Below are 26,031 nucleotides of genomic sequence, written 5' to 3' on the forward strand. Positions count from 1 at the left end.
CGAACATAGGTCAGACGAGGACTCTTCGCGAATCGAGGGGGCGCCGGGTCGCGAATGGTCAGTCGGCGCGGGCGCGCAGGCGCCACGCCACGGCCGGGACCAGCACCGCCGCGGCGACGAGGTGCAGCCCGACGAGGGCGGCGGCGGTGGCGGCGTTCGCCCCGCTGACCAGGGGCGGGACCAGCGAGATCGCGGTCAGCGACACCGCCGTCCACACCCATCGCGCGGCCGGACGCGCGCTCCACCGCAGCAGAGCGGCGGCGATGACGACGCCCACGACCGAGAAGAACCCGGTCACCACGGCGAACCCGGGCAGCGGAATCGCCTCCCCACCGTCGGGGACCTCGAAGTCGACGCCAACGGCCCGGGCGAGCGCGGCCGCGACTGTGGTGACCACCATCGCCACGAGCGTGGCGAGGACGCCGGTGCCGGCGAGCCCACGCAGTCGGCCGACGCGGCCGGCCCGGGCCGCGACTGTCACCGTGCACCGTCCGCCGGCAGGCGCTGCGGCAGCCCGAGCAGCGGGAACTGGTCGTCGTGGAAGGTGACGATCTCGGCGACCGCCCCGCCGGTGACGCGCAGGACGTCGATGGTCAGCGGCAGGTACGCGTCCTCGGACTCCCGCCACAGGTAGAAGGCGACGGCGGGCTGCCGGTTCACCGCGGTCGGTACGCCGCGCAGGCGCCCCAGGTCCGCGAAACCATCCTCGACCCAGTCGTGCACCACCGCGTCGCGGCCGACGTGGACGCCGGGGGTGGGCGGCATCGAACAGCGCACATCGTCGCGCAGCATCGCGGCCAGCCCGTCGATGTCCTTGGCCACGCTCGCGTCGGTGAAGCGGCGCACCAGCTCGCGCGTCTGCGCGTCCCCGTCACCGCCGGTCCAGTCCTGCCGCTCGGCGGGCAGATGCTCACGCATACCGGCGCGGGCCCGCTGCAACGCGCTGTTCACCGAGTTCACGGAGTCCCCGAGCAGCTCCGCGACGTCCCTCGCCGGCCAGCCCAGCACGTCCCGCAGGATCAGCACGGCCCGTGGGCGCGGCGCGAGGTGCTGAACCGCCACCAGGTACGCCAGCTCGATCGTCTCCCGCGCCACCGCGAGGCTCTCCGGCTCGTCCGCGTCGCCCGCCGGCAGCTCGTCGAGCAGCCGGTCCGGGTACGGCTGCAACCACCGCACCTCGCCACCCGTCGCAGGCTCCGGACGGCACCTGGCAAGCAGGTCCAGGCAGGCGTTCGTGGCGATCCGGTACAGCCAGGCCCGCAGCGACGACCTCCCCGCGAAGGTCTCCCGCCGCCGCCACGCCCGCAGCAACGTCTCCTGCACGGCGTCCTCGGCGTCCTCGAACGACCCGAGCATCCGATAACAGTGCACGTGCAGCTCCCGCCGGTGCCGAGCCGTCAGCCCCGCGAACGCCGCCTCGTCGACCCCACCCAGACCATCCACGTCCACAGGCTCCCGCGTGTAGGCACTTGTCACGTCCCGCTCCCGTCTCGTCGTGTCCCGTCGTAGGTATGACGGGTGCGGGCGCGAGAACTCATCACCGCCGGCGCGGGCTCCTCGGCCCGCCCGCCGCGCGGGCCCAGGAACGTAGCTGAGCGACACCGGGACCGGTGGGGGTTACCCTGACAGCATGCAGGCCGTCTCGCCCACCGCGACCGGCGTGGCCTTCCTGGCCCGCCCGGGTCGTCCGGCCGTCGTGGCGCGCACCCTCACCGAGCTGACCGGCCCCACCCGCGGCGTCGTGGAGCTGCCGGTGCGGTTGATGTGGAACGCCGAGCGCACCTTCGACCTCGGCGACCCCGACCAACTGCTCTGGATGTACGAGAACGTGCTGCGCGAGACCGCAAGCACCGACGACCTACGCACGCTGATCAACGGGCGGACACTGCGCCGGGTCTGGCGGTTGCTCAACCTGCCCCGGGGCGTCCGCCTCGCCTGGGAGAGCCGGCACCGCGGCCTGCGCGCGGCGTGATCGCACCCCACCTGCACGAGTTCTACCGGGAGGTGGCCCGGGTGGCGCTCACCGCCGCCGGGCCCCACCGGTTCGTGCTCGGCGGTGGGGTGGCCTGGGCCGCGCACGGCCTGGTCGCCCGGCCCACCGAGGACGTGGACCTCTTCGCCGACGTCGAGGGCGCTGCCGCGGCGGCCACCGCCGGGGTACGCGTCGCGCTCGAGCGGGCCGGGTTCACCGTCACCGACGCCGACCCCGACAGCGAGCTCGCCGACCTGTTCGACGGCTACGGCCAGGACATGAAGGACTTCGTGGTGAGCCGCGACGGACGACAGATCCGGCTCAGCCTGGCCCGCCTCGACCGGCAGCAGAGCCCGGTGGTCATGGACCTCGGCCCGGTGATGGACGTGCGCGACCTGGTCGCCAACAAGATCGCGGCCCTGGTCAACCGACGGGAGGTCCGAGACTTCATCGACGTGGCCGCGGCGCTGGAACACTACGACGTGACGCAGTTGTTGGTGCTCGCCCGGCAGGTCGACCCCGCGCTGGACCCGGCCGACGTGCGAGCCGCCGGGCGCTACCTGGACCGGCTGTCCGACACGCGTTTCGGCCGCTACGGCCTGAGCGCCGACGACGTCGCGCGGGTACGGCACCGCTTCACCACCTGGCCCCGCTGACCCCAGCACCCGCGAACCCGTACCGCCGGGTGGTCACCCACGGGCGACCACCCGGCGGTGCGATCACTTCGTCGGTCGACCGCCGGTGACCCCCAGGATCTCGCCGGTGACGTAGCTGGACTCCTGGGAGGCGAAGAAGACGTACGCCGGGGCCAGCTCCGCCGGCTGACCCGGCCGGCCCTCCGGGGTGTCGGTGCCGAACTGCTCCACCTTCTCCTTCGGCATCGTGGAGGGGATCAGCGGCGTCCAGACCGGGCCGGGGGCGACCGCGTTGACCCGGATGCCCTGCTCGGCCAGGTCGGCCGCGAGGGCCTTGGTGAAGTTGGCGATCCCCGCCTTGGTGGTGGCGTAGTCCACCAACTGCGGCGACGGGTCGAACGCCTGGATCGACGCCGTGTTGATGATCGCCGACCCCTGCGCCAGGTGCGGGATGGCCGCCTTGCAGAGCCAGAACATGGCGTACAGGTTGGTCTTGAGCACCCGGTCGAACTGCTCGGTGCTGATCCCGAGGATGCCCTTGTCCTGCGACATCTGGTACGCCGCGTTGTTCACCAGGATGTCGAGGCCTCCGAGGTCACGTACCGCCCGGTCGACCAGCTCCTGGCAGTGCGCCTCGTCGGTGATGTCGCCGCGGACCGCGATGCACCGCCGCCCGGCGCCCTCGACGAGCCGGACGGTCTCCCAGGCGTCGGCGTCCTCCTCCTCGCTCAGGTAGGAGATGAGCACGTCGGCGCCCTCCCGGGCGAACGCGATCGCGACGGCCCGGCCGATCCCCGAGTCACCGCCGGTGATCAGCGCCCGCTTGCCGTCGAGCTTCCCACTGCCCCGGTACGACTCCTCGCCGTGGTCCGGCTTCGGCGTCATCTCCCCTGTCGAGCCGGGTGGCGCCTGCTGCTGACTGGGCGAACCGGACTGCTGGCCGTACTGGCTGGTCGGGTCCTGCTGCGTGTGCTGGTCCTCACTCACCGACATCTCCTCGCACCGCGCGGGTCCGCTCCCGCGACAACCGTTCCCCCACCGCCCTACCCGGGCGCAGGCTGCGGAAACCGGGGCTGGCGTGGCGGGAGTGACAGGCGCTGGTTATGGTGCGCGAGGCGCTCACGAGGCGCGTCCACCCCCATGGAAAGGCACGTCATGACCTCTGGATCCGGTCCGTCGCGTCGCCAGGTGCTCGCCGGCGCCGCCGCGGCGGCGACCGCCCCGCTGATCGCCGCCGCCCCCGCGCAGGCGGCGGGCCCGGCCCGCCCGCGCACCTGGGACCTCACCCTGCTCGGCACGTCGGACACCCACGGCAACGTCTACAACTGGGACTACTACCGCGACGCCGAGTACGACGACAGCAAGCACAACGACATCGGCGTCGCGAAGCTGGCGACCCTGATCAACCAGATCCGTCGGGAGCGGCGCGGCAAGGCCACGCTGGTGCTCGACGCCGGCGACACCATCCAGGGCACCCCCCTCGCCACGTACTACGCCAAGCAGGAGCCGATCACCGCCACCGGCGAGAAGCACCCGATGGCCCGCGCCATGAACGTCATCGACTACGACGCCGTGACGCTTGGCAACCACGAGTTCAACTACGGCCTGCCGCTGCTGGACCTGTGGATCCGCCAGCTCGGCTTCCCGGCCCTCGCCGCGAACGCGATCAACGCGAAGACCGGCAAGCCCGCCTTCCTGCCGTACGTCATCAAGAAGGTCTCCCTCGGCTTCGCGGCGCCCACCCTGCGGGTCGGCATCCTCGGCCTGACCAACCCCGGTGTGGCGATCTGGGACAGGGGCAACGTCGAGGGCAAGCTACGCTTCGACGACATGGTGGCGACCGCCGCGAAGTGGGTGCCGATCATGCGGGCCCGCGGCGCGGACCTCGTCCTGATCTCCGCGCACGGCGGCGACAGCGGCACCTCCAGCTACGGCCCGGAACTGCCGAACGAGAACCCGGTGGCGCTCATCGCCGAGCAGGTGCCGGGGATCGACGCGATCCTGTTCGGGCACGCCCACAACGAGGTCGTCGAGCGGTTCGTCACCAACGCGCGGACCGGGGCGCAGGTGCTGCTCTCCGAGCCGTCCAAGTGGGGCCAGCGGCTGACCCGGATGGACTTCACCCTCGCCCGCGAGCACGGCCGGTGGACGATCACCAAGAAGGCCGCCACCATGCTGAACACCAACACGGTGGTCGAGGACCCGAAGGTGCTCGCCGCCGTGCGCGCGCAACACCAGAAGACCATCGCGTACGTGAACCAGGTGGTGGCCCAGGCCACTGTGGAGATGTCCGCCGTGGAGTCCCGCTACAGGGACACCCCCATCCTGGACTTCATCAACCACGTCCAGGCCGAGACCGTCACGAAGGCGCTGGCCGGCACGCAGTACGCCGGGCTGCCGGTGCTCTCGCAGGCCTCGCCGTTCAGCCGCACCGCGGTCTTCCCCTCCGGCGACGTCAAGATCCGCGACGTGGCCGGGCTCTACGTGTACGACAACACCCTCGAGGCGGTCGTGCTCAGCGGCGCCGAGGTGCGCGCGTACCTGGAGTACTCGGCGAAGTACTTCCGGACCCTCGCCCCGGGTGCCCCCGTGGACACCGAGCAGATCAACGACTCGACGGTGCCGGACTACAACTACGACGTCATCGCCGGCCTGGACTACGACATCGACATCGCGAAGCCGGTCGGCCAGCGGATCACCCGACTGGTGCTGCCCGGCACCGACACCCCCGTCGCGGACGACGCGCAGTTCGTGGTGGCGGTGAACAACTACCGGCGCAGCGGCGGCGGCAACTTCCCCGGCATCGTGAAGACCCAGGTCTACAACGAGCAGCAGGAGATCCGCCAGCTGCTCATCGACTGGGCGCAGGCCAAGGGGACGATCAACCCGGCCGACTTCTTCCAGCCCAACTGGCGGCTCGTACGCGAGGGCGTCCCGGTCTTCTGATCCTCTGATCGCGCAACGCCGGCGGGGCGGGGGGGGGGCCCCCCCCCGGGCGCCCCGCCACCCGCACCACCCACGGTTCGGCCTGCGGCGACTCAGGTCGGGACGAGCTCCCGGCACCGGCGCAGCGCGGCGAGAGCGAGCGGCGCGTCCCTACCCGCGGTCCCGGCCTCCAGCTCGGCGACCGCCTCCGCGGCGCGTGCCGGATCGCCCGTCAGTACTGCCGCCTCTGCCAGCACCACAACAGCATCTGCGGCCCACGCCAGGATTCCCTTGGCCCGCACCAGTGTCAGCGCCTCGGTGGCGTGCCGGACGGCCTCGTCCGGCCGTCCGGGCAGGGTCAACCGAGCCAGCGCCGAGAGCCCTTGCACCAGCGGCCAGATCGCCCCGACCCGCCTGGCGTCGGTCACCACCTCGCGCAACGCCTGTTCCGCGCGCCGTGTCTCGCCGTCCCTGCCAGCGGTGCGGGCCAGCACGGTGGCCAACTCGGCTCGCGCGTCGAGCAGGGTGACAGGCATCCGCTCGGCGCTGGCCACCACTCGGGACAGCCGCTCGGCCAACCCGTCGAACCGTCCGGCAGCCCGCTCCAGCGACAGCTCCGTCACCTCCACCAGGGGAGCCAGCCGCTGGTAGCCGGTCTCCTCGACCAGCTCGCGGCCGTCCGCGAGAAGTGCGGTGGCCCGATCCAGGTGCCCGGCGTGCAGAGCGCCCTGCGCCCAGTTCAGGCAGGCCCGCGCGTGTTCCCGGGGCCGGTCGGCCAGGGCGACCGCGCCGCGTAGCTCCTCGACGATCGCCCACGCCGCCGGGTCGCCCAGCTCCAGCAGCAGCGAGGCGCGGGCGATGCGTACCGCGAGGTGCGCCGCCGGGTCCTGGCTGGCCGTGGCGGCGGCCTCCGCCTCCGCGCACCGGGCCAGGTGGTCGTCCACGTGCCGCCCCACCACGGTGTCGGGCGCCGCCAGGACCGCGAGGGCCGGGGCCCTGCGGCGCGGTGCCCGCAGGTACGGCACGGCCCGTTCGATCTCGGCGTACCCGCGCAGAGCCTCGCCCTGCTGGCGCAGCATCCGCCCGAGCACCAGACCCAGCTCGCCCCGGGTGCCGGGCGGCAGCCGCCGGTCGGCCAACAGCCGCTCCAGCACGGGAATCGCGGTCGCCTGACTGAGCCCGTCGATCGCCGACCGACCGAGTTTGCCGGCCAGCCGGGCCCGTACCGGCCGGGGCAGCTCGGCGACGTCCATCGTCTGGAGCAGGAAATCGGCGGCGGTGGCGTCGTCGCCGCGCTCGGTGGCGAGGTCGGCGGCGGCTTCGGCGTTGCGGACGAAGTCGGCGCCGCTGCCGGCCAGCCGGTAGTGGTAAGCGAGTTGGGCGACCGGCCTGGGCAACTCCTGCTCCAGCACCCGGGCGACGCGTAGGTGCAGCCACTGCCGGGTCTCCCGGGGTACCAGGTGGTACACCACCTGGCGGGCCAGGTCGTGGCGGAACCGCAACCCCTCGCCTGTGTCGTGCAGCAGGCCCGCCCGGTGCGCGGCGGTGAGCGCCGCGCCCACGGATGCCCGGTCCTGGGCGAGCACCGCGGCGAGGACGCGCTGATCAGGCGCGCGGCCCAGCACGGCGGCGGCGCCGAGCACATCCCGGGTGGCGTCGTCGAGCGGGCGCAGTCGCCAGAGCAGCACGTCCTGCAGGACGAACGGCACGCTGTCGTCGGCCAGCGGGTCGCCGCCCCGCTCGGCGAGCGTGCGCAGCACCTCCTCCACCACGAACGGGATGCCGGCGGTGCGGTCCAGCAGGGCGGCGGTGAGCCGGGGCGACGGGGCGTCCAGCCGCAGGGTCCGGGCGGCCAGCCGGCGTACGTCGTCGGCGTCCAGAGGACCCAACAGAACGCGGGTGACCGCCCGGGGCGTACGCGAGAAGACGTCGTGGATCGGTGTGCTGCCGCCCGGCGGCGGCGTGCGGGCCGTCAGCACGACGGCCAGGCCGTCCACCGGACGGGCGCTGAGGTAGCCGAGGAATTCGCAGGTCGCCGGGTCGGCCCAGTGCAGGTCTTCGAGAAGCAGCGTGGCGGGGCTCAGCGCGGTCAGCACCGCGGCGACGGCCCGGAGCAGCCGGTGTCGTTCGGCTGCCGGGTCGGCCAACGGTGGCGGCGCGGCGGGCAACACGTCAGCCAGTTCGGGCAGGAGTGGCGCCAGGGCGCCGGCCACCGGGTTGAGCCCGTCGACCGGTCCCAGCCGGTCCGCGCCCGTCCGGATGGCGTCCAGCAGTACGCCTAACGGAAAGGGCTCCGGGACGTCGTCGCACTCGCCGACCAGGTGGCGGCCGGGAAGCGTGGCGAGGAGTTCGCTGATCAGTCGGCTCTTGCCGATGCCGGGCTCGCCCTCCAGCAGGACCAGGCACGGCGCCGCGTCGACGAGCCGGCGGAGCTGGGCCAGTTCCGCCGTCCGCCCGACGAACTCGACGGGTCCGCGCAGGCGCGCGGGGCGGACGGAGGTGGAACCCCCGCCGCCCCGCGTCGTGTTGTCGTCGTCGCCGCCGCTCACCGTGCGGCGAGCAGATCACCCCGGCGTCGACTGTCGACCGGCCGGCGGGCCGACGGTGACTCAGGTCACACGCCGGCCCGCCGGGTCGGTGCCACAGTCAGGACTGGACGGTGACCGGAACGGTCTTGAGCGAACCGTCGCCGTTGCGGAACTCCAGCACCCCGAGGTAGCGCCGCCCCGGGAGGAGTCCGGACCAGCGCAGGGTGAGGTTCGCCGTCGCGCCCGGCTGGACGCTGCGCTGCTTCGGGTCGATGGTGAACCGGCCGGTGGAGGTGCCGGGCGCGCCCGGCAGATAGCTGGTGACCGTGTACGCGTTCACGCCGTCCGCGATGTTCTCGGTGAACTCCTGCTCGACGACCACGATGTAGTCACCGGCGCCGTCCGGCAGCGTCACCTTGGCGCCGTCCCGACCGCTGGCCGTGGCGGTGACGAACTTCCCGTCCTTGTCGTAGACGTTGAGGCTGAACTCCGTGCACTCCATCACGCCCTCCTCGTCGTCCCAGTCGATGTGGGAGCAGGTGGGTCGCGCCGACGTCACCTGCACGAGAGGGCTGCGAGTGCCGGCCGGCACGTGCAGGGTGGTCCTGCTGATCGAGGCCGGCAGCGGCACCGGCAGGTTGTTCGACGTGCTCCAGTCCCAGCTCGGCCCGTCGCCCTCGAGGGTCGCCACGTTGCTGGTGCCCGAGGTCAGGCCGGAGAGCTGGGAGATCAACTGCCCCTTGTAGCCGACCTCGGCGGCGATCCGGACGCTGCCGAAGGTGCCCTTGCCGGTGACGGCGTCGGGGGCGATCAGCCCGGAGTTGTGCACGACGAGCGGAGTGCGTACCCGGTGCTCGTACTGGTCGGTCCAGGTGAGCGCGCCGTCGGCCCAGGTGTCGAACGCGCCGCCGGTGTTGGTGACCTCCACAGTGAAGCTGGCGGACCTGCCGGGGCGGATCTGCATCTTCGCCGGGGTGACCTTGGCCTTGTAGCCCGGCGGGGCCTGCACCGAGGAGGTGTAGGTGCTGGTCCTGGTGCCGACGTTGGTGACGGTCCGGGTGACCGTCTGCTTGCCCACCATCCGGCCGAGCGCGATCGACGGGTAGTTGAGCTGGGCGGTGTCGATCGCGTCGATCGTGTCGCAGCCCTCCAGGTCGCCGAGCCCGAAGTCGCCCCCGCGGTCGGCGGACACCCCACAGAGATACCGGATCCAGTCCTGCTGCTGGGAGTCGTACACCAGGCCCGGGTCGAAGGCGCTGCCCGGCTCGACCTGGCCGGCCCCGTAGTTGAGCGGGGTGGCGTCCCGGGTGCCGATCTTGATCGGGTTGCCCTTGTCGGTCCGGTCCGTGGCGCTGGTCATCAGCGCCGAGCGGACCGCCGCGGGCGACCAGTCGGGGTGCTTGGCCAGCAGCAGGGCGGCGATGCCCGCGATGTGCGGCGCCGCCATCGAGGTGCCCGACTCCAGTGCGAAGTCCTCCCCGCCGATGGACGGCGAGAACGCGGCCACGATGTCCTGTCCGGGTGCGCTGATGTCCGGCTTGAGCAGCTCGCCGGCGTTCAGGTTCGACGGGCCCGCCGACGAGAACGCGGCGACCGAGGGAGCTTCGACCGTCTCCAGCTTGCTCGGCGAGATGGTCGCCGTGGCGTTGCCCTTCGCGACGTACGCGGTGACGGTGGCCAGGTCGACCTCGTTGATGTGCACGGTCGGCACGGTCTGCACGTCGGCGTTGAGGGAGTTCAGCTCGTCGTTGTAGAGCACCATCCCGACGCCGCCGGCGCGGGCCACCTCGATGCTCTTGTCGGTACGCGGGATCTCACCGCGCAGGCAGAGCACGATCGCGCCCTTTACCTTGGCCGGGTCCAGCGTGTCGTCGGCGCAGAGACCCGCGCCGTACGCGCCGTCCGGGTCGAGCGCGCTGTCCCGCGCGAAGACCAGGCGTGCCGGCCCGACACCCGTCTCGCCGAGGCCGGCTCCGGTGATCCTGGTGCCGTTGCCGAGGGTGAGCGTCCGGTTGTTCTGCCTGTCGGTGGTGCTGGCCGCCACCGTGGTCACCCACGGGGTCGAGTTGTCGACAGTGTTCGCGTACGGGCCCGAGTTGCCGGCAGCAGCGGACACGAACACTCCGGCGGCCGCCGCGTTGAAGAACGCCGCGTCGACGGCGCCGAACTGCTCGCTGTCGTCCCCGATCGAATAGTTGATGACGTCCACGCCGTCGGCGACCGCGTCGTCGATCGCGTGCACGATGTCGATGTCCGTGCCGGACGCCGACCCGGCGCCGTTGTCGTAGAGCGCCTTGTAGATCGCCAGTCGGGCGGCCGGCGCCATGCCGGAGATCGCGCCGAGGTCGCGGCCACCCTGCGTCGCCCGTACGCCGTGGTTGCCGGCGGCGGTGCTGGCGGTGTGGGTGCCGTGGCCGTTGCGGTCCCGGGGCGAGGAGTAGTCGTCCGGGAACGCGTCGGCGATTCCGCTGTCGTTGTACCAGCGGGCACCGATCACCTTGTTGTTGCAGGCGACGGGCGCCTCGACACCGACGTCGCAGGTGCCCTTCCACTTGGCGTCGATGATCGCCTGGTCCGGACGGGGGCTGGGCAGCGCCGCGAAACTCGCGCTCTCCGGCCAGTACCCGCTGTCGATGACGCCGACGATGACGCCCTCGCCGGCGTGGGAGTCTCCGCCGAACTCCTGCTTCCACACGCCGTCGCGGCCGGTGAGGCCGAGGTAGTCGGGGGTGTGTGAGGTGGCGGCGTGCACCGTGTGGCTCTCGTACACCGCGCGCACGCCCCGCGTCGCGCGCAGCCGGGCGGCCTGTGGCCCGGTCAGGTCCGCGGCGAAGCCGTTGAACGCGGTATCCAGGGTCACCCGGGTGCGGTCGGCCGGCACGCCGACGCTGTCCAGGACGGCCGTACGCTTCTGCCGCAGGTGCTCACGGTAGGCGTTGGCGGTGCCGGAGGTTCGGTTCAGCTTGCCGCCGGGCGTCGGCTTGGTCGCCGCGATCCCCGCAACCCCGCCGGTGTACGTCGCCAACGGCTCCTCGGCGAGCTGAACCAGGTACCGGGCGGTCGGGCCGCTGCTGGTCGGGGCGGCGGTGGCGCTGGTGGGCAGGCTGGTCAGGCCGGCCGCGGTCAACGCCACGGCGGCCAGCATGCTGACCCCGCGCCTGGTCCGTCCGGGCCGATGTGTGATCGGTTGTGGCACGTCGTTGCCTCCACGTTCGGTGCCGGCCGCCACGACTGATGACGGTTGCCGAAACGTAGGATCGGCGGCGGTCATCCAGAAGCACTCGTAACCTGCTCGACACCTTGGAAACAAGCTCGTAACGCAACGGGTACTTTGCGCGTCATTTGGGTTGGCGCTGCGGTGGGGCTGCCGCTGCCGCTGCCGCTGCCGCGGCGGCGGTTCAGGCCGCGGCGGCGGATTACAGTTCCGCCATGGACGACACCACCCGCGGCATTCGGATCAGACGCGGTGGCCCGGCCGACGCACCTGCCGTACTGGACATGCTCGACTCCGCGGTGATCTGGATGAACGCTCGCGGCAATACCGAGCAGTGGGGCACGACGCCGTTCTCGGAGAAGCCCGGCGGGGTCGAGATGGTCGATCGGTACCTGACCGAGAACCTTCCGTACATCGCGGAGCTGGACGGCACACCGGCCGCCGCCCTGGTGTTGGACTCCGGGCCCCATCCGCAGGCACCGATCGCGCCCGCGGAAGAGCCCGAGCGGTACGTCCGCCTGCTGGTCTCCGACCGACGATTCGCCGGTCGACACCTCGGGTCGGCCCTGCTGGCACACGCCGTGGAGGAGACCCGGCGAGCCGGTGTGCGGTTGCTGCGGGTCGACTGCTGGGCGGGCGGCGGTGGCGAGTTGGTGGCCTTCTACGAGCGCCACGGGTTCACGTCCACCGAAACCTTCCAAGCTGGAGCCTGGCCGGGGCAGGTGCTGGCCCAGCGGATCGGCTGACCGCGAGCAGCAGGAAGGTGGCGGGCGCCGGGGCTACGTGCGGCGGTGGTATTGGTTGCGGCGGGGGAGTTGATCGGGGTCGAGCCAGGCGGGTGGGGTGAACTCGGGGTGGCCGTCGCCGGCCGACCGGACGGTCCAGTCGCCGTGGTGGATGTGCCGGTGGTGATGGCCGCAGAGCAGGACGGCGTTCGCAAGGCTGGTGTCGCCGCCGTCGGCCCAGTGGTCGATGTGGTGGGCGTCGCACCAGCGTGGCGGGCGGTCGCAGCCGGGGAAGGCGCAGCCACGGTCACGAAGGACGAGTGCCCGGCGGAGTGCACCGGTGATGAGCCGACGTTGGCGGCCGACGTCGAGGACCTGGCCGGCCCCGCCGAGGACGGCGGGCAGGATGGCGGCGTCGCAGGCGAGCCGACGGACCGCTTCCGGGGTCAGCCCGAGGCTGGTGTCCAGTGTGCCCGCGTCGAGCTGTCCCACGAGGCCGTCGAAGCTGGTGGTGACGACGAGCTGGGCGACCTCGCCGCCGTGTTCGGGCAGCTCGCCGGTGCGCAGGGTGAGCCGGCAGAGGTCGGCGAAGGCATCGTGTCGGCGTTGCCCGGGGGAGCGTTGATCATCGGAACCTGACGGCGCGGTCAGGGGGTCGATGGCGGCGCGCAACAGGCCGGCGGCTTCGGTGTCGAGGATGCCTGTGAGTCGGAGGCGGCCGTCGGTGAGGGTGGACAGAGTGACGTGGCGGTCGCGGGCGGCTCGGCGCGCCTCGGCCTCCAGCGCGGTCTTCGCGGCGGCGTCGGCGACCTCAGGTGCGACATGGTCGAGGATCCGCATGCTCAGCTTGCGGAGCAGTGTCGGATCGAACTGCCCGGCCCATTCCACGAGCACACCCACCGCCTTGTCAGCGACCGCCGCGCCGGCGGTGCTCCGCACGGTGTCGACGGTGTCGGCGATGACCCGGGCCTGATCGAGCGTGATGTCGGCATCGGCCAGCGCCTGTCGTACTCCCGGGTTGCCGTTGTCGAGCGCGGCAGCGAGGTCGACGAGGCGACGGGCGGTGGGAACGGTGAAGCGCAGTCGTTCGCGGAGCCACACCGCCGTGGAGGACGCGCCCTGCGCGGTAGGTATGCCTCGGCAGTCCAGCTCGCGAATGAGCGAGAGCTTGACGGCGGCGAGGCGTTGCTCGATGCGGTGCACCGCATCGAGCGCGGCGACGAGGTCGTCCGCGGGGAGGGCCCAGGCGGCGCCGCCGGCGCAGGCTGCGACCACACCTTCCGCCTGCGTCAACTCCTCCACCATGGCCCGAGAATAGAACAGGTGTACGACACTTCCAGTCACCAGGATCGATCGATCTTCAGCCGCCGACCGGCCTGCTCGCGGCACCCGGCCCGCCGGGAGCTGTCGGCCTGCTCGCGGTGTCCGGCTCGCCGGGAGTTGTCGGGCTGCTCGCGGTGCCCGGCTCGGCCGGGCCCGGTTGTCAGTTGCGGCGGATCAGACCCGGCCCGGCGGTGATGTCGATGTCGCCGCTCTCGATGTCGTGTCCGGCCGCGCAGCGGAGTACGGCGCGGACCGGTTCGCCGCAGTCGTGGTGGGTGGCGAGGATGCCGGGGCCGGCTTCGTCGGCGCTCCAGGTGTCGCCCCAGTTGCGTAGTGCGGTGATGACCGGCAGCAGTTCGTGGCCCTTGCGGGTGAGTTGGTACTCGTGGCGGGTGCGCTGTCCCGGCTCCCGGTAGGGAATTCGTTCGAGCAGGCCGGCGGCGACCATGTCCTTGAGGCGGGCCGCCATGGCGGGCTCGCCGACCCCGACCCGCTGGACGAAGTCGTCGAACCGGCGCGTGCCGAGCAGCGCCTCGCGCAGGATCAGGATCGTCGAACGGCTGCCCACGATGTCCATCGCCCGTGCGACGGAGCAGTTCTCCATCGACCAGGAATCGCGGTCGTCCCGTAGGTCCTCCATGTGTTCCAGCCTACCTGACTTGCGTCGACGCTAGCCAGGTGATTCACTGGGACGCTGCTGACTTTTGCAAAGGCAAGCCAGCAGGACTCCAACCCGAGGACACCTTGTGACCACCAGCAGCACGGCCCCGACCGGGCCGGCCAGCGCCGCTCCGACCGGGCCGGCCAGCGCCGCTCCGACCGGGCCGGCCAGCGCCGCTCCGACCGGGCCGGCCAGCGCCGCCCGTACGTCCGTTCGCGGCTCCCGGCCGGTGACCCTGATCGCCATGTGTCTGGGCGCGATGATCACCTTCCTGCAGATCACCGCGACGGTCTCCGCCCTGACCACGATCCAGGCCGACCTTCGGGTCGATCCGACCACCGTGATCTGGATCCCCAGCGCCTACACCCTGGTCGTGGCGAGCCTGGTGCTGTCCGCCGCGACTCTGGGCAACCGGTACGGGCGCAGGCGCATGTTCGGAGCCGGCGTCGTCGCGATGATCGGCGGCGGCGCTGTCGTGGCAAGCGCGCCCACCGTGGCCTGGGTGATCGTCGGTCAGTTGGTCGCGGGCCTCGGCGGCGCTCTGATCCTGCCCAACAGCCTGGCGATCCTCGGTGCCACGTTCACCGATCCGCACCGCCGTACCGAGGTCATCACCGCCTGGTCGGCCGCCTCCGGCATCGGGCTGGCGATCGGCCCGCTCATCGCCGGCGCGCTGCTGCGTCACCATTCGTGGCACAGCGTCTACCTGTCGGTGATCGTGCTGGGCGTCATCACCCTCGTCGTCGCCGCGATCGGGGTGGTCGAATCGCGGCCCAGCGCCGGACGACTCGACCTGCCCGGTCTGCTGCTCGGCACCGTCGCCATCGCCGCCGCCGTCTACGCCATGATCCAGGGCGGACGCGACGGCTACGCCAGCCCGGTCGTGGGGACCGCCTGGGTCGTCTCGGCCTTCGCGCTTGTCACGTTCGTCCTGGTCGAGCTGCGGAGCAACAACCCGATGCTGGACGTACGGCTGTTCCGCTCGGCGTCGTTCAGCGCCGTCATGATCGTCGCCGCGGTGTCGCTGTTCGGCTTCACCGGAGTGGCGATCCTGCTCGTCCTGTTCCACGAGCGCGCCCAGGCGCTCAGCCCGCTGGACACCGGCTGGCGGATGCTGGTGCTCTTCGGCGCGTACGTGCTCGTGGCCTTCGCCGCCGGCCGGACCATCCGGCGCACCGGGTTCAAGGCACCACTCAGCGTCGGCCTGGTGCTCGGCGCGGTGGCCAGCTTCGGGCTGGCGGCGCAGGGGCCGACCACGACGTTCGAGCACCGCTGGGCGTTGTTCGCGTTGTTCGGCGCCGCGAGCGGGCTGGTGGTGGCCCCGGCCACTGCGGCGGCGTTGGCCAGCGTGGCGCCCGCCCAGGCCGGCATGGCCGCCGGCGCGGTCAACGCCTCCCGTCAGGTCGGCTCGGTGCTGGGCTCGTCCCTGCTGGGCACGCTGCTCACCACCACGATGCTGGCCGACCTGCCCGACCGCCTCGCCGCACACCAGGTCGGCGAACCCACCCGTACCGCCGTGCAGGCGGCGGTGGCCGCAGGCGCGACAGGTGATCAGCCGCTGCCCGATCCGGTCCGGGCCGCCCTCGCCGAGGCCATGACCTCCGGAGTCCAGGCCGGCCTGCGGATCAGCGGCATCGTCTTCCTGGTCACCGCCGTGCTCGCGCTCACCCTCATCCGCAACCGCCCGCACCAGCACTCGCACTAGGGCCGGCCCCGGCCCCAAGGCCGGGCCCGCCGGCAGCGGGACCAGGGCCGAGCCGGCGACCGCACTGGGATCCGGCCCGCGCCGGCACGAGGTGACAGCGCGCACCGCCCGGCCCCGGCCCGCGCCGGCACGAGGTGACAGCCGCGCACGGGGCGCGGGCCCGCGCCGGCCCGAGGTCGTCACAGCCGCGCACGGCCCGCGTCCCGGCGCCGGTGGGCTGCGGTCAGCCGCCGATGGTGTCCAACTCCGCGATCGCGTCGGCCGGCAGCGTCAGGTCGGCCGCGGCGAGGTTCTCCCGCAGGTGTGCCAGCGTCGAGGTGCCAGGGATCAGCACGGTGGTGGGGGAGCGCTGCAGCAGCCAGGCCAGGGCGACCTGCTGTGGCGAGGCGCCCACCCGGGTGGCCACGTCGTTGAGGATGTCGGACTGCAACGGCGTGAATCCGCCGAGCGGGAAGAACGCCGCGAACGCGATGTTCTCGTCCGCGCACCTGTCGACCAGGGCGTCGTCCTGCCGGTTCGCGAGGTTGTAGAGGTTCTGCACGGTGACCACCGGGGCGATGGCCTGGGCCTCGGTGAGCTGGGTGAGCGTGACGTTGCTGAGCCCGAGGTGCCGGATCAGCCCCTCCTGCCGCAATTCGGCGAGGGCGCCGAACTGCTCGGACAGGGGGTCGTCGCCGGTGCCCTCCGCCACGCCGACCCGCAGGTTGACCACGTCGAGGACGTCCAGGCCGAGGTGTTGCAGGTTGTCCCGGACCTGGGCCTTCAGCTCCTCCGGCTGCAACGCCGGGATCCAGGAACGGTCGGCGCCGCGGCGCGCGCCGACCTTGGTGACCAGGTGCAGATCCTCGGGGTACGGGTGCAGTGCCTCGCGGATCAGCTCGTTGACCACCACTGGGCCGTAGAAGTCGCTGGTGTCGATGTGTCGGACGCCCCGGTCGACGGCCTCGCGCAGCACGGCGAGGGCCTGCGCGCGATCGCGCGGCGGGCCGAAGACGCCGGGGCCGGCCAGCTGCATCGCCCCGTAGCCCATCCGGCTCAGGGTGAGGCCGTCGGCGGGGGTCAGGGAGCCGCCAGGAAGGTTGTCGCTCATGTCGTTCCTCTATCCGTTGTCGTCGTGGATATGCGGGCGGTCCGAAGATCGGCCTGCGACAACTGTCCGTCGGCATCCGTCCGACCGGCAGGGCGAGGCGTTCCTGGTAGTGACACGGCCAGTCACCGGGCGGTGGGGCGATCTACCGTCAAAGGCATGGACGCCACCAACCAGCTCGGCGACTTTCTGCGTGCGCGGCGGGAACAGGTCCGGCCCGAGGACGTCGGTCTCGGCCCGGGCGTCGGCCTGCGCCGGGTGCCTGGCCTGCGCCGGGAGGAGGTGGCGATGCTGGCCGGCATCAGCGCCGACTACTACCTGCGGTTGGAGCAGGGCCGTGAGCGGCACCCGTCGGTGCAGGTCCTCGACGCGCTCGCCGGGGTGCTCCGACTGGACCCGGAGGCCACCTCGTACATGATCGGGTTGACGCGTCCGCGGTCGCGCCGGGCGGTCCGGCCGGCCGTCGAGCGGGTGCCGGCCAGTGTTCTGCACCTGGTGCGGGAGCTTCCGATGCCGGCCTTCGTGCAGAACCGCTATCTCGACATTCTGGCGTCGAATCGGATGGCGCGGGCTCTGTCGCCGAACCTCGCTCCGGGCGCCAACCGGCTCCGCGCGGTGTTCCTGGACGCGGCGGAACGGGAGTTGTTCCGGGACTGGCGGCAGGCGATGCAGAGCGTGGTGGGGCAGATGCGCGCCGACTCGGCCGGCGACGCCGACGACCCGCGACTGACGGCGCTGGTGGGGGAGTTGTCGCTCAAGAGCGACTGTTTCCGCCAGTTGTGGGCCCGGCACGAGGTGCGGCGGCGGGAGGGCGTGGTGAGTCGGCTGCACCACCCCGAGGTGGGTGATCTCGACCTGTACTGCGACAAGCTCGCGGTCGCCGGCGCCGAGGGGCAGCTCCTGGTGATCTACCACGCCGAGCCCGGTACGGAGTCGGCACGGTCGTTGGCGCTGCTCGGCTCGATCGCGGCCAGCGCGCCGGACGCCGGCACGGACAGCCTCCGGGCCGGCGATCCCGCACGCCTGTATCCCCTGGAGTGAGAGCGGCCCGTGGGGTTGACGCAAGATGTTTGTGAGTGCACACTTACATACATGCGATCCACAGCCGAGGCCCGCCGAGCCACCGTTCTGAACGCCGCCGTGTCGGCGTTCGCGCGCACCGGCTTCCACGCCACACCGGTCACCGCCGTGGCGGCCGCTGCCGGCATCTCCGAGGCGTACGTCTTCCGGCTCTTCAGCGGAAAGCTCGGGCTGTTCGTGGCGGCCGCCGGGGCGTGCTTCGAGCGGATCGTCGTGGCGCTCGAAGCCGGGGCGGAGCGTGCCGGCGACGCCGGACCGGAGGAGGTTCTGGAGGCGATGGGCGACGCGTACGCCGAGCTGATCGCGGACCGCGATCTCCTGCTGTTCCAGGTGCAGGCGCAGGCCGTGACGGACGTCCCCGAGGTCGCCGAGGCGGTGCGGGCCGGCTACAAGCGGGTCGCCACCTTCGTGCGGAGTCGGTCCGGTGCCAGCGACGCGCAGGTGCAGCAGTTCTTCGCGTACGGCCAGCTCTGCCACCTGATCGTGACCGCCGGGCTGGAGCAGGTGGCCGAGCCGTGGGCTCGTGCGCTGACCGCAGGCATCCGCCACCCCTGATCCCGACGTCCGCACCATCGGGCCGCTCCCGGGCGGCCCACATTTTCCGCCCAGCATGTGTGTGAGTGCACACTTACAAACAAAAGGAGAACACCGATGACGACCGACAGGATGATCACCGAAGTGGTGCTGCCCGGCGTGGTGGAGCCGGACGGACTCCAGGTCAACCGACGTGCCATGCCCGTTCCCGCCGACGGGCAGGCGCTCGTCGAGGTCGAGGCGACCGGCATCTCGTTCGCCGAGCAGCAGATGCGCCACGCTCTCTACCCCGGCCAGCCGAAGTTTCCGTTCGTGCCCGGCTACGACCTCGTCGGCACGGTGCGGGCGGTGGGACCGGGCGGCGACGACGCGCTGATCGGCACCCGGGTCGCGGCGGTCACCAAGACCGGCGCCTGGGCCACCTACGCGCTTGTCGACCTTGACGCCCTGACCCCCGTACCCGCGGATCTGGACCCCGCGGCGGCCGAGACCGTCGTCGTCAACGGGGTGACCGCCTGGCAGATGCTGCGGGACGCCGACCTGAAGGCCGGCCAGACCATCCTCGTGCACGGCGCGAACGGCGGCGTGGGGAGCGTGCTCGTCCAACTCGGCCGACACCTCGGCCTGCGAGTCATCGGCACCGCCGCCGCACGGCACCACGCCGGGCTGCGCGAACTCGCCGTCGAACCGCTCGACTACCGCGACCCGGAAATGGCCGCCCGCATCCGTGAACTGTCGCCGGGTGGCGTCGACGCTGTCTTCGACCCGATCGCCGGCCCGGGCGTACGCACCTCGTACGCCCTGCTCGCTCCCGGCGGAAAGCTGGTCGTCTACGGCAACGCCGCCGCCGTGGGCACCGGGCAGTCGGTCGCCTGGGTCTTCGTGAAGCTGCTCGCTCGCCTCTACACCTGGAACGCCCTGCCGAACGGTCACCGGGTCGGGTTCTACAACTTCTGGTCCGGCCGCCGCACCCGCCCCACGGCGTTCTGGCGTCGGCTGCGTACCGACCTGGGCACCGTGCTCGATCTGCTGCGGCAGGGCGTGATCGTGCCGCAGATCGCCGCCCGTTACCCGCTCACCGAGGTCTCCGCCGCGCTGGTCTTCGCCGAGGCTCGCACCCGGCCGGGCAAGGTCGTGCTGGAACCCTGACGCCGGCCCGTCGGAGGCGCGGACGCGGTGCGCGTGCAGGGGCACCGGCCGGGGCGTACGCTGGGCATGTCGCCCGGGGCCCCCGGTGGCCGCCGGATGTCGCCGCCACCAGCCCGTCTGGGCATTACCGATCGTCCTTTCCCATCGCTGCGGCGTGTGTGCCGTGGTGGTTGGCACCGGCCACGTTCCGCCGGTCGGGTTTCACCCAGGACGGCACGTTCGGGTTCGCGGCGTTGCCGGAGACGGCATCCCACCCGCGCTTTCACACCGCAGTCCAGGCGCGTCACCGGTCCGGACGGCTCAACCAGGGAGCACCAGATGAGGATCGCCAAGCACAGGATCGTCAGCGCGCTACGCGATCGGGGCCAGCAGGCCCGGGCCGACTGGGTCGAGCGTGAGCTGCCCGAGCGCGTCGACCCGGCCAAGCACTCCGGGCTGCTCGCCACCCTGCACCTCGACCCAGCCGACCTCGCCGACGCGCCGTCTCCGTGAGGGTTGCGCTGCTCGGGCCGATCGCCTGGCGTACGCCCCCGCACCACTACGGTCCCTGGGAGCAGGTGACCGGCCTGCTCGCCGAGGGCCTGGTCAGCCGCGGTGTGGACGTGACGCTCTTCGCGACGCTGGACTCGGTCACCTCCGCCCGGCTCGACGGCGTCGCCCCCACGGGGTACGCGGACGACCCGGCCCTGGACGGCCGGGTGTGGGAGGCGATGCACGTCTCCCACGCGTTCGCCCGCTCGGCGGAGTTCGACCTGGTGCACAGCCACCTCGACTGGCTGCCGCTGGCGTTCGCGGAGCACTGTCACGCTCCACTGCTCACCACAGTGCACGGCTTCTCCGGGGCCGGGATCCTGCCCGCCTACGCCCGAGCCCGCTCGTCGTACGTGTCGATCTCCGACGCCGACCGGGCGCCGGAGCTCGACTACGTCGCCACGGTCCACCACGGCGTCGACATCGGCGGGCTGCCCTTCACCGGCGACGCCGGTCCGGGACTGGCCGCGTTCGGCCGCATCCACCCGGACAAGGGCACCCACACCGCGATCGAGATCGCCCGTCGCGCCGGCCGACCCCTGACCATCTGCGGCATCGTGCAGGACGAGCGGTACTTCGCCGAGCAGGTGGCCCCGCACATCGACGGGGACCGGGTCGTCTTCCTCGGCTCGGTCGGCCCGCGCCGACGCGCCGAGGTGCTGGGCGCCAGCACCGCCCTGCTGCATCCGATCGCGTTCGACGAACCGTTCGGGCTGTCGGTGGTGGAGTCGATGGTCTGCGGCACGCCTGTCGTCGCGTACGCGCGGGGATCCATGTCGGAGGTCGTCGACGAGGGCGTCACCGGATGCCTCGTCCACACCGTCGAGCAGGCCGTCGACGCGGTGACCCGGGCCGCCGGCCTCGACCGGGCTGCCTGCCGGGAACGGGCCCGGCACCGCTTCGACGCGGACCGGATGGTCGGCGACTACGTCGCCGTCTACGAGCGCCTCGTCGGCAGCGTCGCCGCACCCGTCGAACGACAGGTCGTCCCCGACCAGGCGACAGTGGTCTGACACCCCACCCGTAGCTGATCACCCCCGAACACGTTCCGCCGGTCACACACGCTGACCGACGTGCGCCGTCACCGCGTGAGGCGTGCCCCCGTACCGCGGTGGCGGCCGACAACCGGAAGGCCCGACGTTCATGCCCAGCTACGGATTCCTCAGCACCCACCCGCCGACGCGGTGTGGACTGGCCACCTTCAACTCCGCCCTCGCCGCCCAGCTCACCGCCGACGGCACGCGCGGTGGGATCGTGCGGGTCACCGACCACGGCGACGACCAGCGGCCGGCCCCCGGGGTGGTGCACACCTGGTCGGCGCGGACCCCGGCCGGGTGGCGGGACGCCGCCTCCGCTCTGAACACCTTCGACGTGGCCATCATCCAGCACGAGTACGGCATCTACCCGGGCGCCGACGGCGCGGACGTCCTGCCGTTGCTGCGCCGGCTCACCGTCCCGAGCATCGTGGTCCTGCACACCGTTCTGCGCGAGCCCTCCGCCCGGCAGAAGTCCCTGCTGGAGCAGATCGTCGCCACCGCCGGGGCGGTCGTCACGATGACCGACACCGCCCGGGATCGACTGCTCATCGGCTACGACGTGCCTGCGGAGAAGGTGACTGTCATCCCGCACGGCGCCGCCGAACTCACAGGTGTGCCCGTCGACAGGCGTACCCGCCCGCACCTGCTCACCTGGGGACTGATCGGCCCCGGGAAGGGCATCGAGTGGTCACTGCGCGCCCTCGCCCGGTTGCAGGACCTGGAGCCGACCCCCACCTACACAGTCGCCGGACGGACCCACCCGAAGGTGATCGAGCACCACGGCGAGACGTACCGGTCGGGTCTGCACCAGCTCGGCGCCCGGCTGGGGATCGCGCACGCCGTGGACTACCAGGACGTCTACCACGACCAGGATGACCTCGCCCGCCTGATCCGTTCGGCCGACGTGGTCGTCCTGCCGTACGACTCCCGCGAACAGGTCACCTCCGGCGTGCTCATCGAGGCGGTGGCCGCCGGAGTGCCAGTCGTGGCCACGGCGTTCCCACACGCCGTCGAGCTGCTCACCGGCGGGCCCGGTCTGGTCGTACCCCATCAGAACCCGGCGGCGCTGGCCCTGGCGGTCCGGCGGGTCCTGACCGAGCCGGGCCTCGCGACCCGGCTGGCCGGCCGGGTCCGGCCGCTGGCCGCGGATCTGCGCTGGCCGGCGGTGGCGGCCCGCTACGGCATGCTCGCCGAACGGCTCACCGACGTACGTCCGCCAGTGGTCAGCGCGGCGTCGGCGTGACCGCGACCGCCGGCCGCTCCCGGACGACCTCCGGCAGGCGATGGGTGGGCGCGCCCGCGCCGAGCTTCGCGCACCTGGCCCGGCTGAGCGACGACACGGGCCTGTTCGAGCACGCCCGACACGCAATCGTCCGGCGCGAGCACGGCTACTGCACCGACGACGTGGCCCGTGGCCTGGTCGTCCTCTGCCGCGAGCCGGAGCCGACGGAGGAGTTGCTGCGGCTCGCGGAGCGTTACCTCGCGTTCCTGACCCACGCGCAGGACTCCGCCGGTGCCTTCCACAATCGGCTCGGGCACGACCGGCGCTGGACCGACGAGCCCGGTCTCGGCGACTGGTGGGGCCGAGCGCTGTGGGGGCTGGGCACGGCCGTCGCCCGCAGTCCCGCCGCCTGGGTTCGGGAGGAGGCGCTTGTCGCCTTCAGTCGCGGGGCGACGCGGAGATCCCCCGCGCCGCACGCGATGGCCTTCGCCGGGCTCGGCGCGGCCGAGGTGCTGCGTCGCCATCCGGGCCACGTGGCCGCGGCGGCGTTGCTGGCGGACGCGGCCAGCGCCGTCGGCGCACCGGACACCGACGCGAGGTGGCCGTGGCCGCAGCAGCGGTTGACCTACGCCAACGCGGCCCTCGCCGAGGTCGTCATCGTCGCCAGTCAGCTGCGCCACGGTGGCCCGCCCCTCGACGAGGGCCTGCGGATGCTTGCCTGGTTGCGGGACGTCCAACTCCGCGACGGGCGGCTGTCCGTCGTGCCCGCCGCCGGATGGCGGCGCGGCGCCGTGCGCTTCCACCACGACCAGCAGCCGATCGAGGTCGCGGCCCTCGCGGACGCCTGCGCCACGGCCGCCACTGTCACCGGCGACCCGGCCTGGGACGACGGGGTACGCCAGGCGATCGGTTGGTTCCTCGGTGACAACGACCTCGGCACGCCGATGTGGGATCCGGGCACCGGTGGCGGTTACGACGGGCTGACCGCGCACGGCCCCAACCTCAACCAGGGCGCCGAATCCACACTCGCGCTCATCTCCACGCTCCAGCACGCCCGGCGGTGGTCGTGACCGACGTCCTGGCCGTCCGCCAGGACGTCACCCTCACCCCCGACCCGCGCCGGGTCGTCGTAAAGCTCTTCGTCCCGGGTGAGGACGCGGCGGTGGTACGCACCAGGGCGCGAGCGCTCATCGAGCGTGTCGCGGGCCTCGACGACGAGGAGACCGACCGGCTGCTGCGGGCCACGCTCGACCGCTTCGGCGCCCGGCACCGCGACCTCGCCGCGACGTTCCAGCACCACTACGACCTGGTGCGACACCGCGCCGCCCGGGCCACGGACCTCTCACCCGCCAGTCGGCTCCTGGTCGGCGCCTACTTCAGCCACGAGTACGCGGTCGAGGCCGCCGCCCTGTGCAACCCGTCGATGGTCGCCCACCCCGACCAGAGCCGGTTGAGCGCCGGGCAGCTACGCGTCGCGGTCAGCCTCCGCCAGATCGGTGAGGGTCACCTGTCGTCGATCGGGTTCGCCAGCGCGGTTCTCGGGCCGGGGCACCAGCTCACCGTCACCGACCGGTCCGGCCCCCTGGTCGTCGGACAGCGGACGGGAGTGCGGCACCGCAGGGATCTGCTCGTGGCCGGTCTGGCCGAGAAGGACTGCGACAACGAGATCACCGCGACGGTGCTGGACGCGCTGCCCGACCGGTACGACGAGGCGACCTTCGAGCGGGTGCTCGGCGGTCTGCCGCCGGATCTGCTCTCCCGCAGCACCGGACTGGACACGCTGGAGCACCTGCGCCGTACCAATGCCGGCAGCTACGCCACCGCCTTCCCGGCCGGGACGGCCCTGCACGAACGGGTGCTCTGGCCGGCCACCCCGGCGGAGAGCAACGGCATGGAGGACGCGCGGTTCGTCCGCTTCACCGACGGGTCCGATCCGGTCTACCGGGCCACCTACACGGCCTACGACGGCCGGAACATCGCTACCCGGGCGCTGGCCAGCCCCGATCTGCGCCACTTCGAGATGACCCCGATGCGCGGGCCGGGAGCCCGCAACAAGGGGGTCGCGCTGTTTCCCCGTACCGTCGGCGGGCGGCACCTGGCGCTCTGCCGCGCCGACGGCGAGACCATCGGCCTGACCGTGCTGGACACGGACAACCGTTGGCAGCCACCGGTTCCGCTGCACGCACCTCTGGACAGCTGGGAGCTGATCCAGGTCGGCAACTGCGGATCTCCCATCGAGACCGAGGCGGGCTGGCTCGTGCTCACCCACGGTGTCGGGCCGATGCGTCGGTACGCGATCGGTGCGCTCCTGCTCGACCTGCACCAACCGGATCGGGTGGTCGCGCGCCTGCCCGGCGTGCTTCTGGCGCCCGAACGGTCCGACCGGGACGGCTACGTGCCGAACGTCGTCTACTCCTGCGGCGGGCTCATTCACGACGGTGACCTGTGGCTGCCGTACGGCGCCAGCGACGCCCGGGTCGGCTTCGTCACCGTGCCGGTGGCCGCCCTGCTCGCCGCGATGGTGGACGCGCGGCGAGATTGATGGCCGACGTGCCGACGGCCGATGTGGCGGTCGGGCCGACGGGCCGCTGCGGTCGGATGGATCAGGCGAAGTCCGCGGAGAGGTGCCCGCGCAGTGTGGCCAGCGCCCGGGTGATCAGCCGGGAGACGTGCATCTGGGAGACACCGATCTGTTCGGCGATCTGGGCCTGGGTCAGGTTGCCGTGGAACCGCAGGCTGAGGATCCGTCGTTCGCGTTCCGGCAGCGTGGCGAGCGCCGGGCCGAGGGCGACGCGGAGGTCGACGCGGTCGAACTCGTGGTCGTCCTCCCCGAGGGTGTCGCCCAGCTCCATGCCCCCGTCGATCCCCATCGGGGTGGACAGTGAGGTCGCCCGGTACGCGCGGGCCCCCTCCAGCCCCTCCAGGACGGTCTCCTCGGAGACCTCGAGGTAGGTCGCGATGTCGGCCACCGTGGGCGAGCGGCCCAGGGTGTGCGTCAGGGTGCTGTTGGCGGCGGTGATCGAGAGCCGGAGCTCCTGGAGACGACGCGGCACCCGCACCGCCCAGGTGCGGTCCCGGAAGTACCGCTTGATCTCGCCGACGATGGTGGGGATGGCGTACCCGCTGAAGTCGACACCCCGTGTGGCGTCGAAGTGGTCGACGGCCTTGATGAGGCCGACCATCGCGGTCTGCGTCAGGTCCTCGTCCGGGGCGCCGCGCCCGGAGTAGCGGCGGGCCAGATGGCGGGCGAGCGGCAACCACGCCTCGATGGCGCGCTCCCGCAGTGCCGGTCGGCGCGGGTCGTCGGCGGGGGTGGTGGCCAGCTCGACGATCAGTTCGTCGCTGCCGGCGGTGTTCCGTCGGCTGAGGGCGGTGGGGGACTCGACAGTCGTGACCATGGGCTGGTCCTCTCCGCGCATGCCCGTCGACCAGGGCGACCGGAGGAATCCGGTGCGCTGTCGGCAGGACCACAACCACGGGCCTCGCCGCCGCGTCATGTCGTTCAGGTGCTGGCGTGCACGTTACCCGAAAGTTCGAACTATTGCTAGCCGAAAGTATGAGGTTGGGCAGGTCGTTGCCGCCGTTCGACACGTGGACCAATGCGCTTCCGCAAGGGCTGCCAGGGTCGCCGACATTCGTCCCTCCGCGAGGTGTGCGCCAGGCCCCGGCGGGGGAGTTCCTTGTCTCCCGGGGCCCCCGCGCA

General features: G+C 72.3%; 22 protein-coding genes. 13 read left to right on the forward strand and 9 right to left on the reverse strand.

What is annotated here, in order from left to right; genetic code table 11:
• Positions 1–58: 58 nt before the first annotated feature.
• Together ACLQ26_RS16595 and ACLQ26_RS16600 are read right to left on the reverse strand one after the other, a co-directional pair.
• Complete coding sequence (locus tag ACLQ26_RS16595; RefSeq protein WP_425745263.1) at positions 59–481, reverse strand: DUF6069 family protein; 423 nt, start codon at positions 479–481, stop codon at positions 59–61.
• Positions 478–1,476, reverse strand: coding sequence for an RNA polymerase subunit sigma-70 (locus ACLQ26_RS16600; protein WP_425745264.1), 999 nt, complete (start codon positions 1,474–1,476; stop codon positions 478–480). The genes ACLQ26_RS16595 and ACLQ26_RS16600 overlap by 4 nt, the downstream gene beginning before the upstream one ends.
• A gap of 154 nt (positions 1,477–1,630) precedes the next feature.
• Between ACLQ26_RS16600 and ACLQ26_RS16605 the strand changes: the two genes are divergently transcribed.
• Both ACLQ26_RS16605 and ACLQ26_RS16610 read left to right on the forward strand, forming a co-directional pair.
• On the forward strand, positions 1,631–1,972 hold the full coding sequence (locus ACLQ26_RS16605; protein WP_425745265.1) for a hypothetical protein: 342 nt from the start codon (positions 1,631–1,633) through the stop codon (positions 1,970–1,972).
• On the forward strand, positions 1,969–2,628 hold the full coding sequence (locus ACLQ26_RS16610; protein ID WP_425745266.1) for a nucleotidyl transferase AbiEii/AbiGii toxin family protein: 660 nt from the start codon (positions 1,969–1,971) through the stop codon (positions 2,626–2,628). Before ACLQ26_RS16605 ends, ACLQ26_RS16610 begins: the two co-directional genes overlap by 4 nt.
• A gap of 63 nt (positions 2,629–2,691) precedes the next feature.
• On the opposite strand, the gene ACLQ26_RS16615 is transcribed toward ACLQ26_RS16610, so the two are convergent.
• The gene (locus ACLQ26_RS16615; RefSeq protein WP_425745267.1) at positions 2,692–3,594 is read right to left on the reverse strand and encodes an SDR family oxidoreductase; all 903 of its coding nucleotides are present in this window, start codon (positions 3,592–3,594) and stop codon (positions 2,692–2,694) included.
• A gap of 168 nt (positions 3,595–3,762) precedes the next feature.
• Here ACLQ26_RS16615 and ACLQ26_RS16620 point away from each other — a divergent pair, with 168 nt between their 5' ends.
• A complete protein-coding gene (locus tag ACLQ26_RS16620; RefSeq protein WP_425745268.1) occupies positions 3,763–5,553 on the forward strand; it encodes a bifunctional metallophosphatase/5'-nucleotidase in 1,791 nt (596 codons plus the stop codon).
• Positions 5,554–5,645: 92 nt separating this feature from the next.
• On the opposite strand, the gene ACLQ26_RS16625 is transcribed toward ACLQ26_RS16620, so the two are convergent.
• Together ACLQ26_RS16625 and ACLQ26_RS16630 are read right to left on the reverse strand one after the other, a co-directional pair.
• On the reverse strand, positions 5,646–8,081 hold the full coding sequence (locus ACLQ26_RS16625) for an ATP-binding protein (protein WP_425745269.1): 2,436 nt from the start codon (positions 8,079–8,081) through the stop codon (positions 5,646–5,648).
• 97 nt (positions 8,082–8,178) lie between these two features.
• Positions 8,179–11,193 (reverse strand): S8 family serine peptidase, encoded by a 3,015-nt coding sequence (locus tag ACLQ26_RS16630; RefSeq protein ID WP_425745270.1) that lies wholly within the window; start codon positions 11,191–11,193, stop codon positions 8,179–8,181.
• Between the two features lie 296 nt (positions 11,194–11,489).
• On the opposite strand from ACLQ26_RS16630, the gene ACLQ26_RS16635 reads away from it, so the two are divergent.
• Complete coding sequence (locus tag ACLQ26_RS16635; protein WP_425745271.1) at positions 11,490–12,020, forward strand: GNAT family N-acetyltransferase; 531 nt, start codon at positions 11,490–11,492, stop codon at positions 12,018–12,020.
• Between the two features lie 33 nt (positions 12,021–12,053).
• Here the strand turns inward: ACLQ26_RS16635 and ACLQ26_RS16640 are convergent, their stop codons facing one another.
• A complete protein-coding gene (locus ACLQ26_RS16640) occupies positions 12,054–13,304 on the reverse strand; it encodes a DUF222 domain-containing protein (RefSeq protein WP_425745272.1) in 1,251 nt (416 codons plus the stop codon).
• A gap of 178 nt (positions 13,305–13,482) precedes the next feature.
• A complete protein-coding gene (locus tag ACLQ26_RS16645) occupies positions 13,483–13,962 on the reverse strand; it encodes a winged helix-turn-helix transcriptional regulator (RefSeq protein WP_393289910.1) in 480 nt (159 codons plus the stop codon).
• 106 nt (positions 13,963–14,068) lie between these two features.
• Here ACLQ26_RS16645 and ACLQ26_RS16650 point away from each other — a divergent pair, with 106 nt between their 5' ends.
• Complete coding sequence (locus ACLQ26_RS16650; RefSeq protein ID WP_425745273.1) at positions 14,069–15,688, forward strand: MFS transporter; 1,620 nt, start codon at positions 14,069–14,071, stop codon at positions 15,686–15,688.
• A 223-nt stretch (positions 15,689–15,911) separates the two neighbouring features.
• Here ACLQ26_RS16650 and ACLQ26_RS16655 read toward each other — a convergent pair whose 3' ends face one another.
• Positions 15,912–16,778, reverse strand: coding sequence for an oxidoreductase (locus ACLQ26_RS16655; protein ID WP_425745274.1), 867 nt, complete (start codon positions 16,776–16,778; stop codon positions 15,912–15,914).
• Between the two features lie 156 nt (positions 16,779–16,934).
• Here ACLQ26_RS16655 and ACLQ26_RS16660 point away from each other — a divergent pair, with 156 nt between their 5' ends.
• From ACLQ26_RS16660 to ACLQ26_RS16695, 8 genes are all read left to right on the forward strand, one after another.
• Complete coding sequence (locus tag ACLQ26_RS16660; RefSeq protein ID WP_425745275.1) at positions 16,935–17,816, forward strand: helix-turn-helix domain-containing protein; 882 nt, start codon at positions 16,935–16,937, stop codon at positions 17,814–17,816.
• Positions 17,817–17,867: 51 nt separating this feature from the next.
• Positions 17,868–18,410, forward strand: a complete 543-nt coding sequence (locus ACLQ26_RS16665) for a TetR/AcrR family transcriptional regulator (protein WP_425745276.1) — start codon at positions 17,868–17,870, stop codon at positions 18,408–18,410.
• Between the two features lie 96 nt (positions 18,411–18,506).
• Positions 18,507–19,538: a medium chain dehydrogenase/reductase family protein gene (locus ACLQ26_RS16670; RefSeq protein WP_425745277.1), complete on the forward strand. Its 1,032-nt coding sequence runs from the start codon at positions 18,507–18,509 to the stop codon at positions 19,536–19,538.
• Positions 19,539–19,856: 318 nt separating this feature from the next.
• Positions 19,857–20,030, forward strand: a complete 174-nt coding sequence (locus ACLQ26_RS16675; RefSeq protein ID WP_358096054.1) for a hypothetical protein — start codon at positions 19,857–19,859, stop codon at positions 20,028–20,030.
• Entirely contained in the window at positions 20,027–21,082 is a 1,056-nt protein-coding gene (locus ACLQ26_RS16680; protein ID WP_425745278.1) for a glycosyltransferase family 4 protein, read from the forward strand. Before ACLQ26_RS16675 ends, ACLQ26_RS16680 begins: the two co-directional genes overlap by 4 nt.
• A 130-nt stretch (positions 21,083–21,212) precedes the next feature.
• Positions 21,213–22,349 carry a glycosyltransferase gene (locus tag ACLQ26_RS16685; RefSeq protein ID WP_425745279.1) on the forward strand — a complete coding sequence of 379 codons (1,137 nt, stop codon included), beginning with the start codon at positions 21,213–21,215 and terminating at the stop codon, positions 22,347–22,349.
• Positions 22,346–23,398, forward strand: a complete 1,053-nt coding sequence (locus ACLQ26_RS16690; RefSeq protein WP_425745280.1) for a glycosyltransferase — start codon at positions 22,346–22,348, stop codon at positions 23,396–23,398. Before ACLQ26_RS16685 ends, ACLQ26_RS16690 begins: the two co-directional genes overlap by 4 nt.
• Complete coding sequence (locus ACLQ26_RS16695) at positions 23,395–24,870, forward strand: glycoside hydrolase family 130 protein (protein WP_425745281.1); 1,476 nt, start codon at positions 23,395–23,397, stop codon at positions 24,868–24,870. Before ACLQ26_RS16690 ends, ACLQ26_RS16695 begins: the two co-directional genes overlap by 4 nt.
• A gap of 61 nt (positions 24,871–24,931) precedes the next feature.
• On the opposite strand, the gene ACLQ26_RS16700 is transcribed toward ACLQ26_RS16695, so the two are convergent.
• A complete protein-coding gene (locus tag ACLQ26_RS16700) occupies positions 24,932–25,747 on the reverse strand; it encodes an RNA polymerase sigma factor SigF (RefSeq protein WP_425745282.1) in 816 nt (271 codons plus the stop codon).
• Positions 25,748–26,031: the final 284 nt, after the last annotated feature.

The organism is Micromonospora sp. DT43 (genome assembly GCF_049841645.1).
Classification (GTDB): domain Bacteria; phylum Actinomycetota; class Actinomycetes; order Mycobacteriales; family Micromonosporaceae; genus Micromonospora.